The 14,409-nt window shown below is 60.2% G+C and carries 15 protein-coding genes and 2 pseudogenes; 5 read left to right on the top strand and 12 right to left on the bottom strand.

What is annotated here, in order from left to right; genetic code table 11:
- Positions 1–117: 117 nt before the first annotated feature.
- The 6 genes from ACYZT2_RS02045 to ACYZT2_RS02020 form a co-directional block, all read right to left on the bottom strand.
- Positions 118–753 carry an NADH:ubiquinone oxidoreductase subunit N gene (locus ACYZT2_RS02045; RefSeq protein ID WP_123357223.1) on the bottom strand — a complete coding sequence of 212 codons (636 nt, stop codon included), beginning with the start codon at positions 751–753 and terminating at the stop codon, positions 118–120.
- A gap of 81 nt (positions 754–834) precedes the next feature.
- Positions 835–2,283 (bottom strand): efflux transporter outer membrane subunit, encoded by a 1,449-nt coding sequence (locus tag ACYZT2_RS02040; RefSeq protein WP_461969700.1) that lies wholly within the window; start codon positions 2,281–2,283, stop codon positions 835–837.
- Positions 2,280–3,167: an efflux RND transporter periplasmic adaptor subunit gene (locus tag ACYZT2_RS02035; protein ID WP_461969698.1), complete on the bottom strand. Its 888-nt coding sequence runs from the start codon at positions 3,165–3,167 to the stop codon at positions 2,280–2,282. Before ACYZT2_RS02035 ends, ACYZT2_RS02040 begins: the two co-directional genes overlap by 4 nt.
- The gene (locus tag ACYZT2_RS02030) at positions 3,164–3,373 is read right to left on the bottom strand and encodes a DUF1656 domain-containing protein (RefSeq protein WP_461969696.1); all 210 of its coding nucleotides are present in this window, start codon (positions 3,371–3,373) and stop codon (positions 3,164–3,166) included. Before ACYZT2_RS02030 ends, ACYZT2_RS02035 begins: the two co-directional genes overlap by 4 nt.
- On the bottom strand, positions 3,370–5,439 hold the full coding sequence (locus tag ACYZT2_RS02025) for an FUSC family protein (RefSeq protein ID WP_461969694.1): 2,070 nt from the start codon (positions 5,437–5,439) through the stop codon (positions 3,370–3,372). Before ACYZT2_RS02025 ends, ACYZT2_RS02030 begins: the two co-directional genes overlap by 4 nt.
- The gene (locus ACYZT2_RS02020) at positions 5,436–5,864 is read right to left on the bottom strand and encodes a MarR family winged helix-turn-helix transcriptional regulator (protein ID WP_461972968.1); all 429 of its coding nucleotides are present in this window, start codon (positions 5,862–5,864) and stop codon (positions 5,436–5,438) included. The genes ACYZT2_RS02025 and ACYZT2_RS02020 overlap by 4 nt, the downstream gene beginning before the upstream one ends.
- 197 nt (positions 5,865–6,061) lie before the next feature.
- Between ACYZT2_RS02020 and ACYZT2_RS02015 the strand changes: the two genes are divergently transcribed.
- Entirely contained in the window at positions 6,062–6,340 is a 279-nt protein-coding gene (locus ACYZT2_RS02015) for a hypothetical protein (protein ID WP_008068580.1), read from the top strand.
- Positions 6,337–6,477 (top strand): type II toxin-antitoxin system RelE/ParE family toxin, encoded by a 141-nt coding sequence (locus ACYZT2_RS02010; RefSeq protein ID WP_461969691.1) that lies wholly within the window; start codon positions 6,337–6,339, stop codon positions 6,475–6,477. Before ACYZT2_RS02015 ends, ACYZT2_RS02010 begins: the two co-directional genes overlap by 4 nt.
- A 145-nt stretch (positions 6,478–6,622) precedes the next feature.
- Here the strand turns inward: ACYZT2_RS02010 and ACYZT2_RS02005 are convergent, their stop codons facing one another.
- Positions 6,623–6,868, bottom strand: a complete 246-nt coding sequence (locus tag ACYZT2_RS02005) for a DUF2789 domain-containing protein (RefSeq protein WP_008068578.1) — start codon at positions 6,866–6,868, stop codon at positions 6,623–6,625.
- Positions 6,869–6,970: 102 nt separating this feature from the next.
- Positions 6,971–7,438, bottom strand: a complete 468-nt coding sequence (locus ACYZT2_RS02000; protein ID WP_461969688.1) for an aminoacyl-tRNA deacylase — start codon at positions 7,436–7,438, stop codon at positions 6,971–6,973.
- 215 nt (positions 7,439–7,653) lie between these two features.
- Between ACYZT2_RS02000 and ACYZT2_RS01995 the strand changes: the two genes are divergently transcribed.
- Genes ACYZT2_RS01995 through ACYZT2_RS01985 form a run of 3 tightly spaced genes read left to right on the top strand, consistent with a single transcriptional unit; the run spans position 7,654 to position 9,316 of the window.
- On the top strand, positions 7,654–8,202 hold the full coding sequence (locus ACYZT2_RS01995) for an NfeD family protein (RefSeq protein ID WP_461969686.1): 549 nt from the start codon (positions 7,654–7,656) through the stop codon (positions 8,200–8,202).
- 2 nt (positions 8,203–8,204) lie between these two features.
- Positions 8,205–8,963, top strand: coding sequence for a slipin family protein (locus tag ACYZT2_RS01990; RefSeq protein ID WP_008009522.1), 759 nt, complete (start codon positions 8,205–8,207; stop codon positions 8,961–8,963).
- Positions 8,960–9,316 carry a DUF6124 family protein gene (locus ACYZT2_RS01985; protein ID WP_461969684.1) on the top strand — a complete coding sequence of 119 codons (357 nt, stop codon included), beginning with the start codon at positions 8,960–8,962 and terminating at the stop codon, positions 9,314–9,316. The genes ACYZT2_RS01990 and ACYZT2_RS01985 overlap by 4 nt, the downstream gene beginning before the upstream one ends.
- Positions 9,317–9,463: 147 nt before the next feature.
- On the opposite strand, the pseudogene ACYZT2_RS01980 reads toward ACYZT2_RS01985, so the two are convergent.
- The 4 genes and pseudogenes from ACYZT2_RS01980 to ACYZT2_RS01965 form a co-directional block, all read right to left on the bottom strand.
- A pseudogene (locus ACYZT2_RS01980) lies at positions 9,464–9,949 on the bottom strand (ABC transporter permease); the annotation flags it as partial.
- 1 nt (position 9,950) lies between these two features.
- A pseudogene (locus ACYZT2_RS01975) lies at positions 9,951–10,574 on the bottom strand (TauD/TfdA dioxygenase family protein); the annotation flags it as partial.
- Positions 10,575–10,873: 299 nt separating this feature from the next.
- Positions 10,874–12,241 carry an HlyD family type I secretion periplasmic adaptor subunit gene (locus ACYZT2_RS01970; protein WP_461969682.1) on the bottom strand — a complete coding sequence of 456 codons (1,368 nt, stop codon included), beginning with the start codon at positions 12,239–12,241 and terminating at the stop codon, positions 10,874–10,876.
- Positions 12,231–14,387 (bottom strand): type I secretion system permease/ATPase, encoded by a 2,157-nt coding sequence (locus ACYZT2_RS01965; protein ID WP_461969680.1) that lies wholly within the window; start codon positions 14,385–14,387, stop codon positions 12,231–12,233. Before ACYZT2_RS01965 ends, ACYZT2_RS01970 begins: the two co-directional genes overlap by 11 nt.
- Positions 14,388–14,409: the final 22 nt, after the last annotated feature.

The raw sequence follows: 14,409 nt of genomic DNA, 5'->3' as shown, positions 1-14,409 counted from the left end.
ATGATTAAAGGTGAAAGAGTGTCTACAGGTTCGCGTCGTGCGTAATATTCATGAAACGACACAAATCCTGTAGGAGCGAGGCTTGCCCGCGAAGGCGTCAGTCCTGCCAACCTCAATTCAGGAATACTGAACCTCAATTTCATCCAATTGATGATCAAAGCTCTTCAGCCGCGCAGTCCACGTATACACCAGCACTTCAAAATCCCGATTGATCACCGCCCCGCCGGTCACTTCCGCGCGCGGGTCGCAGAAGTCCAGTTGATAGCGCTCGCGGGCCATGGCGTTGGCGACATCGGACAGCTCGCGCGCATTGTTGAGCCAGTGCCACCCCTCGTCGGCCACTTGCTTGTCCAGCGCCAGGCATTGTTTCTTCAAGGTTTCGAGGCTTTTTTCCAGCGGTGTGCCGGTGAGCTCACCCATGACTTCCTGGAACGTGCGCCCCGGTTGCCAGTAACTGCCCCAGAAATACCGGTCGAATACCGTTTCGACGCGACGCAAAGCCACCTTGGTGTCCCAGATCAGCACCAGGGTCTTGCCTTGTTCGAGTTGTCGTTTCTTGATGCGCTGGCCCTGTAATGAAGCCCAGGCGACCACCACGATCGCCATCACGGCGATCAACGCCACCGCGCTGTCGAGGAATATCAGCGCCGTGTCGAGCTGGTGGGCCAGCATGACGCCGTAGAAATAGGTGGCCGACAGCAAAACCAATGCTGCAATGGCGCACCAGAAGCCGGGAGCGTAAGGGTTTTTCATTATTAGATCCCCATGACCAACGCAAGCCTTGATCGACGGGTTCGCCGCGCGCCCCCATCAAATCAAAGCATAGCAACGGCCTCAGGGTTTGCCGGGTTGTGACCCTTGCGTTCGTCCGCTTTCCCAGCCGCCGCCCAAAGCAAGGAACAAATCGATCTGGCTCATGGCGACTTGAGTGTTGGCCGAGGCCAGTTGCGCCCGTACGTCGGTGTAGGTGCGGGTGGCTTGCAGGTCCGCCAGGAATGAGGCGCGACCGGCCTGAAAGAAGCGGTGGGTCTGGTCTGCCGCCAGTAGTGCCGATTGCTCGGCATCTGCCAACGCATCGCGGCGCTGAAGCTGCGCGGAATATTGCGCTAGGCCGGTCTGAGTCTCGCGGATGGCGTTGAGCACCACGCCATCGAAATGCGCCAGCGCGCCTTGGGTCGCGGCCTCGGCCTCACGGATCCGCGCGCGGGAGCCGTTGGACGGCACGGTCCAGCTCAGCAACGGGCCGAAGCCCCAGCGATTGGTCGCCGGTTTACCGAGGTTTTCCAGAATCCCGACCGTACCAACGGTCGCGCCGATGCTGATGTCCGGGTACAACTCGCCGGTTGCAATGCCGATACCGGCCGTCGCCGCGGCCAATCTGCGCTCGGCCTGCCGCACGTCGGGTCGACGCTTGAGCAGCGTGGCGCCGTCACCCACCGGCAACAATTGCGCAATTTTCGGCAGCTCGGCGCAGTCGGAGGTGCCCGCCGGCAATTGCTCGACCGGTTTGGCCAGCAGCATCGACAAGCGGAACAGTCCGGCCTGACGTGCAGCCTCATAACGCGGCAATTCGGCGCGCAAGGATTTGAATTGGGTTTGCGAACGGGTGACCTGGGTTTCATCACCGCGCCCGGCGTCGCGCAAGCGCTGGGTCAGCGTGGTGCTCTGGGCTTGCAGGTCGAGGGAATGCTGAGCGATCTCCCGCTCTTCGTTGGCCGCGCAGACTTGGGTGTAAGCCCGCACCACATCGGCCACCAGCGTGATACGCGCGGTGTCCGCTGCCGCCTGGGTCGCATCGGCATTGGCTTTGGCCGCTTCGATGCCGCGCTGCAACGTGCCAAACAGGTCGAACTGATAGGACGTAGTGATGCCGATATCGCCGACATTGGCCACCGGCACTTTATCCGCCAGCAAGAACGCTTCGCCGGACTCCTGCAAACGCTGGGCACCGACTTTCACGCCGCCGCTCCAACCGCCCGCCGCCTGTGCTTCGTCGACCTGAGCGCGAGCCCGCAAAAGATTCGCCGCCGCCACCCGCAAATCGGTGTTAGAGGCCATGGCCTGCTGCACCAATTGGTCCAGACGCGGATCCTGATACAGCCGCCACCAATCACTGGGCACCGGTGCCGAGACGACATTCTTGCCGTTCACCGCCAGCTCGCCCTGAAAGTCTTCACGGTGCACGGCGGCCTCGTCTGGCAAATGATAATCCGGCCCGACCACCTGACAGGCCGACAGCAACAGCCCTAACCCGGCCACCGCCAACCCCGAGCCCCTGCTCATTGCGCCGGCTCCCGGGTTTGATCGTCGATGATCGACACCGTGGCCGTGCAACCGGCAATCATGCGGAAGTCCGCCGGCACGTCGTCGAAAGCGATACGCACGGGAATCCGCTGCGCCAGCCGCACCCAGCTGAACGCCGGATTGACGTTGGGCAACAGATTGCTGCCACTGCTGCGGTCGCGGTCTTCGATGCCGGCGACGATGCTTTCCACGTGCCCACGCAAGCGAGCGCGGTCGCCGACGACCCGAATGTCGACGCTCTGGCCGACATGAATGCCATCCAGCTTGGTTTCTTCGAAATAACCATCGATGTGGAAGGAATTGCTGTCCACCACCGACAACACCGGGCGCCCGGCGGTGACGAACTCCTGGGAACGCGGCGCACGGTCGTTGACGTAGCCATCCACCGGGCTGCGGATCAGCGAGCGGTCGAGGTTGAGCTGGGCGCTGTCCACCGTCACCTGCGCCTCCATTAACGCCACTTCGGCGCGGGCGACACGGGACTGGCTTTCTTCCAGTTGCTCGGTCGGGACCAGATTGCCGAGGCCACGGTTACGCTTGGCCTCGCGCTGGGCCTGGGCCAGGGTTTCCTGGCGGTCGGCGACGACCGCTTTTGCCTGGCGCAGCGCCAGTTTGAAACGGTCCTGATCGATGCTGAACAGCACCTGGCCGCGTTTCACCCATTGGTTGTCGCGCACCTCCACTTGCTGGATCAGCCCCGACACGTCTGGGGCGATCTGCACGATGTCGGCGCGGATGTGGCCGTCCCGGGTCCAGGGCGCGAACATGTAATACATGACCATGCGCCAGACCACGACAACGGCGAAGGTCACGATCAACAGCGTCAAGACCACGCGGCCGAGGGTCAAAAAAGGTTTTTTCATGTCATCAGGTATCGACTGAGTGAGTCCACGGCGCCGAGGAGCAAGGCGTAGAGACCCACGTTGAACAATGCCCGGTGCCAGACCAGACGGTAAAAGTGCAGGCGCGTCAGCAACCCGTGCATCAACAGGTACAACACGTAGGTAATGCCCATCAGCACCAGCAGCGTGGGCAGGAACACCCCACTGATATCCAGATCACCGATCATAAAGGCGCTCCATCGATGCCATGGGGAAGCGGTTCTTCAAGCTCACCCGCGCCGACAAATTCGACCCCCGGCAACAGGGCCAGACGCAGACCGCTCAAGGCGTGCAGCAGGTGCAGACGGGTTTCGTCATCACTTTGGCCACCGAGGGCGCGACGGGTGCGATCGAGGGTCATCAGCAACGGGCTTGGTGCCGGCAGACGTTCGTCAGCCTTGAGACACGCCTTGAAGTACTCGCCGACTTCGGCCACCACCTGACGCAGCAACGTTTGCGGCGCACCAGACACTCGCGGCGAATAGGCGAGCAGGTCCAGCAGGTTCAGCGCCACGCGTACTTCTCGCAGCGCGATGCCGGTGTCCTGGCCAGTCATGGCCAGCCGCGGCAAATGTTGCATAAGGCGATCGAGCTGCACGCCCATGTGCCGGTGTTCGGCCAGCGTGGCCGACTCGGTCAGACTGACGATGTCGCGCCAGCTGAAACGGGTCAGGCGTTTGGCCGCCAGCTCCGCGCCGAATGGCCGGGCGATCAGGGTCCAGATGAACGCGAACAGCAAGCCAATGGGACCGGCCAGATTGGAGTTGGCGAAGCTGAGGAAATCCGCGTCGTAGGCGCCCTGAATGCTGATGAAAGACGACGTGTTGACGATGGTCAGCAGCATGCCCAGATAGAAACGCGGCTGCACCGTCAGGGTGCCGACGCAGATGAACGGGATGGCAAACGCCAGCACTAGCATCGGGAAGTCATGCAGATTCGGCAGGATCAGAAACAGATAAAGGCTGGCGAACAGTACCGACATCGCGGTCCAGAAAAAGAACCGGTAGATTTGCGGCGCAGGGTCGTCCATCGAAGCGAAAAAGCTGCACGCTACCGCCGCCAGGATCACTGCGCTGCCACCGTCGGTCCAGCCGAGCAGAATCCACAGCACCGAGGCGACAATAATGGCGGTGACCGTGGACGCGGCCGAATAGAGCATCAAGCCACGGTCGAGAAACGGCGACAGCCGACCGAGGCGCCAGTGCCGATACACCGCGCGCCAACTGTCCTGGCTCTCGCACTGAATGGCGTGTTGCAGGCTGCGGCAGTCTTGCCACACATCGATCCATTCGCCGAGGCGATACAGGGCGTTGGAGAACAGCAACTGCTTGCGATCGTCCAGCGCCTCGGCACTTGGTTGCAGCGCTTCGAGCTGGTTTTTCAGTGCCTGCCAGCGGTCGAGGTCAGCGTCTTTGTAGTCGAGCCATTCGGTGGTCGCGGTCAACAGTGGCGCGAACTTATCCACAAGCTCCGGCGTTCGTCGCTCGAGGGCATAGAGCGCGTCGTCGAGGGCATCGATCACCGGCAGCAGATGGATCATTCGCCCGCGCAGGTCCTTGGTATTACGCACTGTCTGCGGTCGCGCGCCCTCGTGGGACAACTGACCGATCATCAATTCCAGGCTGTTGAAGTTCGCCACCATCGATGAACGCAGAGCGCTGACTTCGTCCGGCTGCACGTTGCGGCAGAGGAAGCACAGGCTGTAGGTCGAGGCATCGGCGAACCATTTATTCACCGAATCGTTGAACACCGGCGCCAGCCGCCGCGGCCAGAACATGGCCCCGACCACCGCCGCGCAGGCGATGCCGAGAAAGATCTCTTCGGTGCGCGCCTCGGCCACGTCCCACACCGCCAGCGGGTTATCCACCACCGGCAATGCGATCAGCGGCAAGGTGTAACCGGCGAGCATCAAGGCGTAGCTGTTGGCGGTGCGCAAGTGCAAGGACAGGAACAGCAGAATTCCGGTCCACAGCGCGATAACCACCACCAGCACATAGGGGCTCTGCACAAACATCGGCACGAAAAAAACCGCCGCCGCCGCACCGAGCAACGTGCCAACGGCGCGGTACAACGCCTTGGAGCTGGTGGGGCCGACGAACGGGCTGGAAACGATGTACACCGTGGCCATCGCCCAATACGGACGAGGCATTTGCATGAGCATGGCGATGTACAGCGCGATCATCGATGCCGCGAACGTGCGCACACCGTAGAACCAGTCCCGCGCCGGGGGCACGCCGGTGAAAAATCCGCTCAAGGTTGAGCCACCGCTGGATGATTGGCCGCTTCGAAAGCTTTCAGTACCCGCAGCGCCGCTTCCAGATCACTCGGAGCGATCCCTTCGAGCACTTCATGGCGCAAACGCACCAACTCGATTTCGACTGCCTGCACCAGTTCGCGACCGGTCTCGGTCAGGCTCAGGCACTTGGCGCGGCGGTCTTGGGCGTCTTCGGTACGGCAGACGTAACCGGCATGGCACAGCTGATCCAGCAAACGCACCAGAGAAGGACTCTCCATCCCCGCCGCCTGCGCGACCGTCACCTGCCGCACACCCTCGCCCAAACGCCCGATCATCAACAACGGGACGGCGCAGGCTTCGGAGATTCCATAGTTGACCAGCGTGGTCTGACAGATCTTCCGCCAATGCCTGGCGGCCACCACCATGGAGCTGCTGATGTTCATCTGGAGAGCGGCGAGGTGCTTTGGCATGAGGGAGTGCATATACTGTTAGTTTGCTAACTATCAATATGGCATTCGGGGGGAATGTTGGTCAAGTTTTGAAACAATTTACCGCCGTCTGTCGTGACAAGCCCCGTTTGAACCAAAGAGAGTAGTGAAGATGTATATACTTCGTCAGTACATAATCCGAGGACTTGGACATGTCAAAACAAGCCGTTTTTACGATGAAACTCGAACCCGAATTGCGTGAACAGTTCATGGCCGAAGCAGAAGCTTCGCATCGTCCTGCCTCTCAAATCGTCAGGGAAATGATGCGTCAATTCGTTCAAACCCAACGAGAATCGCGCGAGTACGAAGCATTCCTGCAACGTAAGGTCGACAAGGCCCGAGTTTCCATGCGCGCTGGGGATGGCCTGACCAATGAAGAAGTTGAAGCAGAATTCACCGCCAGGCGAGTGCGAGCAGCCATACAAGAATGAAGATAATCTGGACGCCAACAGCAGCACAGGATCGTGCAGACATTTGGGATTCCCTGCATGCCGTCAACCCGAAAGCCGCCATCGACATGGACAACCGCTTCAGGGACGCGATATCCCGCATTGCCCAATACCGCTGAAAGCGGCCCTGTCGGAATCATTGCAGGTACCCCCGAGTTAATTCCACATCAGAGCTATCGCGTCGTTTATGAACCAAGGCCAGAGGGGATCTGGATACTCGCTCTAGCGCACACGTCCCGACAGCGGCCACCAGAAAGATGATTGTTACACCCCCCGCCCCTTCCTCAACAGCACATCCAGCTGATCCACCACCTCCGCCCAATCCGCATCATCCAGAATCTCCTCACGCAGCAGCTCTGCCTGGCTCTCGCTCCAGAAGAACGCGTCCGCCAGGTGCAACTCGGGTTTGAGTGGTGAATGGGTAGCGATGAATTTATCGATGCTTTCGGCGTCATCAGGCAGGCCGAGTTGTTTGAAGAGGGATGGGAGGCTGTGGGTAGGGGATTCCATGTCGGGGCTCCTTCGTGATGGCGTATTGGCGGGGAATTGCGGCGCGGCTGTTCGCGGGCAAGCCTCGCTCCTACAGAACGAAGCTTGCCTGCGATGTCGACGCTATGCCGACTGACTCAACTCGCACACCTGGGCATGCGGCACCATTTTCAGAAATTCCGGCACGCTCATGTGTACCAGGTTGTTGTGGTTGCCGGCTTCGAGGTAGATGTCTTTCTGCCGGGTCAGCAGTGGGTCGATGACCATGTCCATCCCGTAGGATTCACCCAATGCAGGTACGGCGCCACGTTCGCAATCATCGAACAGGCGCGGCAGGTTGCTTTCCCGGGTGATTTGCCATTCGCTACTGCCCCGTACTTTGCTCAGGTCCAGGTGACAGCTGGCGGGCAATACGGCCATCAAGTAGTGGCCGTGGTTGTCGTCGAGAATCACCGATTTGGCGACCCGTTCGGCAGGAATGCCCGCGAGCCGAGCCGTTTCAAGGCTGCTGGCCGAGTGCGGGTGAGAAACGATGTCATATTCGCAGTGAGCCTTTTCGAGGCTGTTCTGCACGGTTTTTGCCATACGCATGATGCACCTCGGTGTCCGTAGCAACGAAATCGCGGACGATAGTTAACTTTTTTGTCTCCCTTAAAAGTCTAGGCCCGCCGAGGGGATCCGGCGGGAAATCCGCCCGCCGGACGCCGTCGACAACGGGTCAAAATTCAGACAAATGCAGGCTCAACTAGACTTGTATACAGAGTCATGAACGACGCGTGGACGGAATGACTCTTGCGGAGGGTCAAGTGAACATTCGTTGCTGTGCAATGGCGCTGCTGCTGGCCTTGAGCGGATCGGTTTTCGCAGCGGACACCGTCGTAGTGCTGGTTCCCGATCCCATCGGGCTCTGGCTGATCACGTTCGGCATTGCGTTTCTGATCGCCGAGGCGGCCTTGCCCAATTATGGCGTGGTCGGCTTGGGCGGCTTGGTGATGTTCGTGATCGGCGCGGTAATTCTGACCAATGCCGAAGTCCCTGTTCCTCTGATGATCGGTCTGGGCCTGATCAGCGCACTGCTACTGGCTTTCCTGCTGATCCGCGCCTTGAAAACCCGACCGCGTCGCAACGTCAGCGGCGATGACGAATTACTCGGCAGCGTGACGCCGGTAACGTCGTTGCAGGCTGGCGATGCGTACATCGGCTGGGTCCATCTGCAAGGCGAGCAATGGCAGGTATTGAGCGCAACACCGCTGCAACCGGGTCAACAGGTCCGGGTGGTGGCACGCAAGGGTCTACTGCTGGAAGTGGCCGCGGCTGACGCGGCGCCCGCAATGAACAATGATGGCGGAGAATAGTCATGGGCCTGCAACTGGGTTTTGCCGCGCTCCTGTTATTGCTGATTGCACTGGCGGGGTCGACCTTCCGCATCCTGCGCGAATATGAACGCGGCGTGGTGTTCCAGCTCGGACGCTTCTGGCAGGTCAAGGGCCCTGGCCTGATCCTGCTGATTCCGGTGGTTCAGCAAATGGTGCGCGTCGACCTGCGTACCGTGGTGCTCGACGTACCGCCGCAAGACGTGATCACCCGCGACAACGTCTCGGTCAAGGTCAATGCGGTGCTGTATTTCCGCGTGCTCGACCCGCAGAGGGCGATCATTCAGGTCGAAGACTTTCTCATGGCCACCAGCCAACTGGCTCAGACCACATTGCGGGCGGTGCTCGGTAAGCATGAACTCGATGAATTGCTGGCCGAACGGGAACGCCTGAACGTCGACATCCAGCAAGTGCTCGATGCGCAAACCGACGCCTGGGGCATCAAGGTGGCCAACGTCGAGATCAAGCACGTGGACCTCAATGAATCGATGATTCGTGCCATCGCCAAACAGGCCGAGGCCGAACGGGAACGTCGGGCCAAGGTGATCCACGCCGAAGGCGAATTGCAGGCCTCGGAAAAACTCATGCAGGCTGCTGAAATGCTCGGGCGTCAGCCGGGGGCTATGCAATTACGTTACATGCAGACGCTGAGTTCGATTGCCGGGGACAAGAGTTCGACCATCGTCTTCCCGCTGCCAATCGAGTTGCTCAAGGGGATGGCGGATTTGTCGTCAAAACCTTGAAAAGATCGCAGCCTTCGGCAGCTCCTACAGACGGTGTTTCAACCCGACATGCGGCCAACCCGGCTCCCGTAGGAGCTGCCGAAGGCTGCGATCTTGAAAAACCGCCGAAACGCCGTAAAGGTAACCTCTTCAACGTCTCTCCCGACATCGACACCGAAGCCCTTCTGGCCAACGCCTCCGAAGACCTGCTCTCCATCAGCGCCATTGCTGCCGATCTGGCGGACGATGTGGACGGGACGCGGCGCTCGGTAGCCTTGGCGCTCAGCCGTTTGGCCGATGGCGTGCAGTTGTTGGTGGAGCGAGCGCTGGATCATTGGGAGGAGTCGCTGGTGCAGGCTCGGGCCAAGGTCTAGCCCGGTAGATTTGTGGTGAATTGAAGATCGCTTTCGCGAGTAAGCCCGCACACATTGATCTTCAGTGGTTGCAGATTTTGTGTCCGACAAAGAACCCATGTGGGAGCGGGCTTGCTCGCGAAGAGGCCAGATCAGTCACCGCAAAACTCAGCGCTGCATCCCCCACCGCTTCACCGTCACCCGCTCCAGCGTGTCAAACACCAGGTTCTCCACCAGTAACCCAATCAAGATCACCACCGCCAACCCGGCAAATACCTTGTCGGTGTACAGCTCATTACGATTCTGGAAGATGTACCAACCCAAGCCACCCTTGCCGCTGGTGGCGCCAAACACCAACTCAGCAGCGATCAACGTTCGCCAGGCGAAGGCCCAGCCGATTTTTAGTCCGGCGAGGATCGACGGCAACGCGGCCGGGATCAGGATGAACAGCACGAAACGCATGCCCTTGAGGCCGTAATTGCGCCCGGCCATGCGCAAGGTTTCCGAGACACCAAGAAACCCGGCATACGTGTTCAAGGCCAACGCCCAGAGCACCGAATGCACCAGTACAAAAATCAGGCTGTTCTGCCCCAGCCCGAACCACAGCAGCGCCAGCGGCAACAGCGCAATGGCCGGCAGCGGGTTGAACATCGACTTCGGCAACCTGAGCGAGTTGCTCCGGTGTCAGGGTCGGGCGCCAGTTGCCCTCGAATTTTGTCTCGCTGTAGCGCGCCGTGTAGGAATGCGCGGCCGAGCGACCTTCGACGGCTTTACGCAGCGCCTCGGGCAGGCTGTCCCAGGCTTTGTGCATGTCGGCGAACAGCGTGTCGCCGCCTTCGGACGGCAGCTCCTGGGCGTGCAGCATCGAGCCCAGGCTTGGCAGTTCTTTATAGGACAGGTCCGAGTGCCAGAACTTGCCGGCGTCACCGAGGCCGATGGATTGGCCGTTTTCGATGATGTTGGAAACGATGAGGATTTCCGGATGCCCGGCCAGCAGAAACTGCTTGAGCACGTGGATCTGCAACACACCGAAACGGCGGCTGAAGGCGATCTGCTGTTCGGGGGTAATGCGCTGGTCGCGGAACACCACGACGTGATGATCCAGGTGCGCGCGATGGACGCGGGCGAAGTCCTGGTCATTGATCGGGCGGGACAGGTCCAGGCCGATGATTTCGGCACCGACGGCACCGCTGAATGGTCGGACTTCAAAGACTTGCGACGCGAGGATGGCGGCGGCGCTGGTTGATGCAAGCTTTGGAGAAAAAGAGACGGCTGACATAAAAATCACTCCCACGCACGGCACGCTCAAGGGCGCGCGTCGATCAGAAACTCACGGAGGTCCCGTGGTTCGTGTCGTGCGGCGCGCCGATTGGTCGGCAGGTACGCAGGGAAGTGACTTTATAGGTATAAGAATTGAAATTTAAATACCGTTAGTGAATAACGATATGGCTTTTGAAGTGCGGTGTCTTTTAAACCGCCATCGCGAGCAGGCTCGCTCCCACAGGGGTCTTATAATCGACACAAATCCCATGTGGGAGCGAGCCTGCTCGCGATAGGGCCATCAGCCGCGCCGCAAAACTACCGCTCGTGCAACGCCTCGGCCCGAGCCCGAATAATCGGCTTGAGCAAATAACTGAGCACAGTCTTCTTGCCGGTAATGATGTCCACCGACGCCACCATCCCCGGGATGATCAGCAAGGGTTTTTCATCCGTCCCGAGGTGGCTGCGCTCGGTGCGCAGTTTGATGATGTAGTACGTGGTCTTCTTGTCTTCGTCGGTGATGGTGTCGGCACCGATCTGCTCAAGCTTGGCCTTCAGCCCACCGTAAATGGTGTAGTCGTAAGCTGTGAACTTCACCGTGGCATCTTGCCCTGGATGCAGGAACGCGATGTCTTGCGGTCGAATCTTGGCTTCCACCAGCAAGGTGTCGTCCAGCGGCACGATCTCCACCAGATCGCTGCCCGGCTGAATCACGCCGCCGATGGTGTTCACCAGCAACTTATTGACGATGCCGCGCACCGGCGATGTCACCAACGTCCGGCTGACTCGATCTTCCAGCGCCTTACCGGTGGCCTGGGCCTTGTTCAGATCGGTTCGTGCTTCGTTGAGTTGAGTCAGGGCTTCGCTGCGGAATTTGCCGCGAGTCTCGTCGATCTTGCGCTGCACTTCCTTGATCGCCGATTCGGCGCGAGGAATCGCCAAGGTAGTGGCGTCCAGTTGGCCACGGGTTTCGACCTCGGCACGCTTGAGTCGCAAAACTTCCACCGGTGACACTGCGCCCTGAGCCACCAACGGCTCGGACATGTTGATTTCCTGACGTTGCAGCGACAATGCGTTGCGATACTGAGACTGTTTGGAGGTGAACTCGCGCAGCTCTTGCTGACGCTGGATCAACTGCTCCTTCAAACCACCGATTTCATCGTGCAGTTGCTGACGACGGCTGATGTACAGCGACTCTTCACTGGCAGCCTGGACGGGAACAGCCTTGAGCACATCGGCGGGGAAGTTCAGCGCACGGTCATCGACCTCGGCACTCAAGCGCTCCACACGCAGCAGCATCGACAGCCGATCGGCCTCGGTTTCACCGACGTTGGAGGCAAACCGCGTGTCGTCGAGACGAATCAGCGGCGCGCCGGCCTCGACGATCTGCCCTTCGGTGACGAACAACTCGGAGACGATGCCACCCTCAAGGTTCTGGATTTTCTGGATCTTCGACGACGGAATCGCCTTGCCGTCGCCCTTGGTGACTTCATCGACCACCGCGAAGTTGGCCCAGAGCATCAGGAATACGAAGAAGCCGATGATCGCCCAGATCGTCAATCGCACCACGCGCGGGGCGTCTTCGATCAGCGCTTTGTTGACCTCGGGAAGGGGCTGGCCTTGCAGTGATGCGGAGCCTTTGAAGTAACGGCGGATGGAGTCTTTGACCCCGGACTTAAGCAACACTGATCTGCCCCTTCTTCAACGCTTCCATCACGGCGACTTTCGGGCCATCGGCGAGTATCTGTCCACGGTCGATCACCAGCAAACGATCCACCAGCGACAACAGCGAAGCCCGGTGCGTCACCAGCACCACGGTCTTGTTTTCAACCACCGCAGCGAGGCGTTGCTTGAGGCGTTCTTCGCCGGTGTTGTCCATGGCGCTGGTCGGTTCGTCCAGCAACAGGATCGGCGGGTTGAGCAGCAGCGCTCGGGCCAGGGCGACGTTCTGGCGCTGACCGCCGGACAGGTTCTGCCCACGCTCACCGACTTGCAGCTCATAACCTTGCGGGTGCAGGCGGGCAAATTCGTGAACGCCGGCCAGTTCCGCGGCTTGCAGCACCAATTCGTCTTCAACATAGCGCGCGCCCGAGACCAGATTGTCGCGCAAGGTACCGGCGAGCAATTGAATGTCCTGGGGCACGTAGCCGATGTTGTGGCGCAGTTCGCTGACGTCGATCTGACGGATATCCACACCATCCACCAGCAGCGCGCCGTCGTCCGGCTGATAGAGGCCCACCAGCAGTTTGGCCAGGGAGCTTTTGCCCGAGCCGCTGCGACCGATGATACCGATCTTCTCGCCGGGCTTGATGATCAGGTTGATGTTCTTCAGCGCGGGATTCTGCTGGTCCGGGTAAGTGAAGCTCAGCTGACGGCATTCAATGGCGCCTTGCAGCACTTTACGGCTCAGCGGACGCTCGTCGAAATTGCGCTCCTGCGGCAGCTCCATCATCTGATCGACCGAGGTCATGGTCACGCGGGCCTGCTGGTAGCGGGTCAGCAGGCCGGACAACGAAGCCAATGGGCTGAGGGCACGACCGCTGAGCATGTAGCACGCGATCAAGCCGCCCATGCTCAGGTGGCCGTCGATGATCTGGTACACGCCGAAGACGATCATGATCACCCCGGCCAGTTGCTGAATCAGCAAGGTGATGTTCATCGCCAGACCGGACAGCATTTTTACCCGCAGCTCGAGGCGGCTGAGGGTACCGATGGTCTGCTCCCACTGATACTGGCGTTCGCTTTCGGCGTTGTTGACCTTCACCGCATCGAGGCCGGCGAGGGTTTCGATCAGGCTCGACTGGCGCTCGGCGCCCAGGGCCATGGTTCGTTCCATGGTCGCCACCAGCGGCTTCTGCAAGGCATAACCGATCAGCAAGGCAATCGGGAACGCCAGCACTGGAATCCACACCAGATGCCCGCCCAGGATCGCGATGACCATGAAGATCAGCAACGTAAACGGCAGGTCGATCAGGCTGGTGAGAGTCAGCGACGCGAGGAAGTCGCGCAGGCTCTGAAACTCATGGATGTTCTGGGCGAAGCTGCCGACCCGCGCCGGGCGGTACTTCATGGACATGCCGACGATGCGCTCGAACAGCGTCGCGGAGATGATCAGGTCGGTTTTCTTGCCGGCCAGATCCAGGCACAGGCTGCGCAGGCTCTTGAGGATGAGGTCGAACAGATAAGCGCCCGTGATGCCGATAGCCAGGACCCAAAGAGTCGACTCGGCCTGGTTTGGCACCACGCGGTCGTAAACATTCATCACAAACAGCGGCGCGGCCATGGCAATGATGTTGATCAGAAAACTGGCAGCGATGGCGTCGGCGTACAGCCAGCGCGAACGCTTGAGGGTGTCGCGAAACCACGAGCGCGCGCGCGGGATCAGCGTGCCGTGGTTGACGTCGAATTTATGTTGGGGTTGGGCGAAGAAGACTTTGCCGCTGTAATCGTCGGCCAGCAGTTCACGGCTGACGCAGACCTCACCACCATCGCTTTCGCTAAGCAGCAGGCGGGCCTGGTCTTCACCGTGCCAGCCGAGCAACACCGCACTGCGACCTTCCTTGAGCAGCAACAGCGCCGGCATGGCAATCGCCGGAATCTGCTCCAGCTTGCGTTGCAGTACCCGTCCTTGCAGCCCGGCGCGAGCGGCCGCGCGGGGCAGCAGTTCGACGCTCAGGCGTTGTTTGGGTAACGGCAGGCCGGTGGTCAGCATCGCGGCGCTGGCCGGTTTCTGGTGCAAAGTGCAAAGGGCTAGCAGGCCGTCCAGTAACGGATCGTCATGCAGCGCGCGCGGATCATGAATGAGTTGAACTCCACTGACTTCTGATTCCACGCTCGACACTCTTGGCTAACGA

This window comes from Pseudomonas sp. MDT1-85, from assembly GCF_054898065.1.
Note: the sequence above shows the minus strand (reverse complement) of the source record. Positions and strands in the feature narration are given on the sequence as shown.

Excerpts from the sequence above, each read along its gene's own strand:
- ACYZT2_RS02045 (WP_123357223.1), bottom strand. The coding sequence starts at position 753 with ATGAAAAACCCTTACGCTCCCGGCTTCTGGTGCGCCATTGCAGCATTG.
- ACYZT2_RS02040 (WP_461969700.1), bottom strand. The coding sequence starts at position 2,283 with ATGAGCAGGGGCTCGGGGTTGGCGGTGGCCGGGTTAGGGCTGTTGCTG.
- ACYZT2_RS02035 (WP_461969698.1), bottom strand. The coding sequence starts at position 3,167 with ATGAAAAAACCTTTTTTGACCCTCGGCCGCGTGGTCTTGACGCTGTTG.
- ACYZT2_RS02030 (WP_461969696.1), bottom strand. The coding sequence starts at position 3,373 with ATGATCGGTGATCTGGATATCAGTGGGGTGTTCCTGCCCACGCTGCTG.
- ACYZT2_RS02020 (WP_461972968.1), bottom strand. The coding sequence starts at position 5,864 with ATGAACATCAGCAGCTCCATGGTGGTGGCCGCCAGGCATTGGCGGAAG.
- ACYZT2_RS02015 (WP_008068580.1), top strand. The coding sequence starts at position 6,062 with ATGTCAAAACAAGCCGTTTTTACGATGAAACTCGAACCCGAATTGCGT.
- ACYZT2_RS02010 (WP_461969691.1), top strand. The coding sequence starts at position 6,337 with ATGAAGATAATCTGGACGCCAACAGCAGCACAGGATCGTGCAGACATT.
- ACYZT2_RS02005 (WP_008068578.1), bottom strand. The coding sequence starts at position 6,868 with ATGGAATCCCCTACCCACAGCCTCCCATCCCTCTTCAAACAACTCGGC.
- ACYZT2_RS02000 (WP_461969688.1), bottom strand. The coding sequence starts at position 7,438 with ATGCGTATGGCAAAAACCGTGCAGAACAGCCTCGAAAAGGCTCACTGC.
- ACYZT2_RS01990 (WP_008009522.1), top strand. The coding sequence starts at position 8,205 with ATGGGCCTGCAACTGGGTTTTGCCGCGCTCCTGTTATTGCTGATTGCA.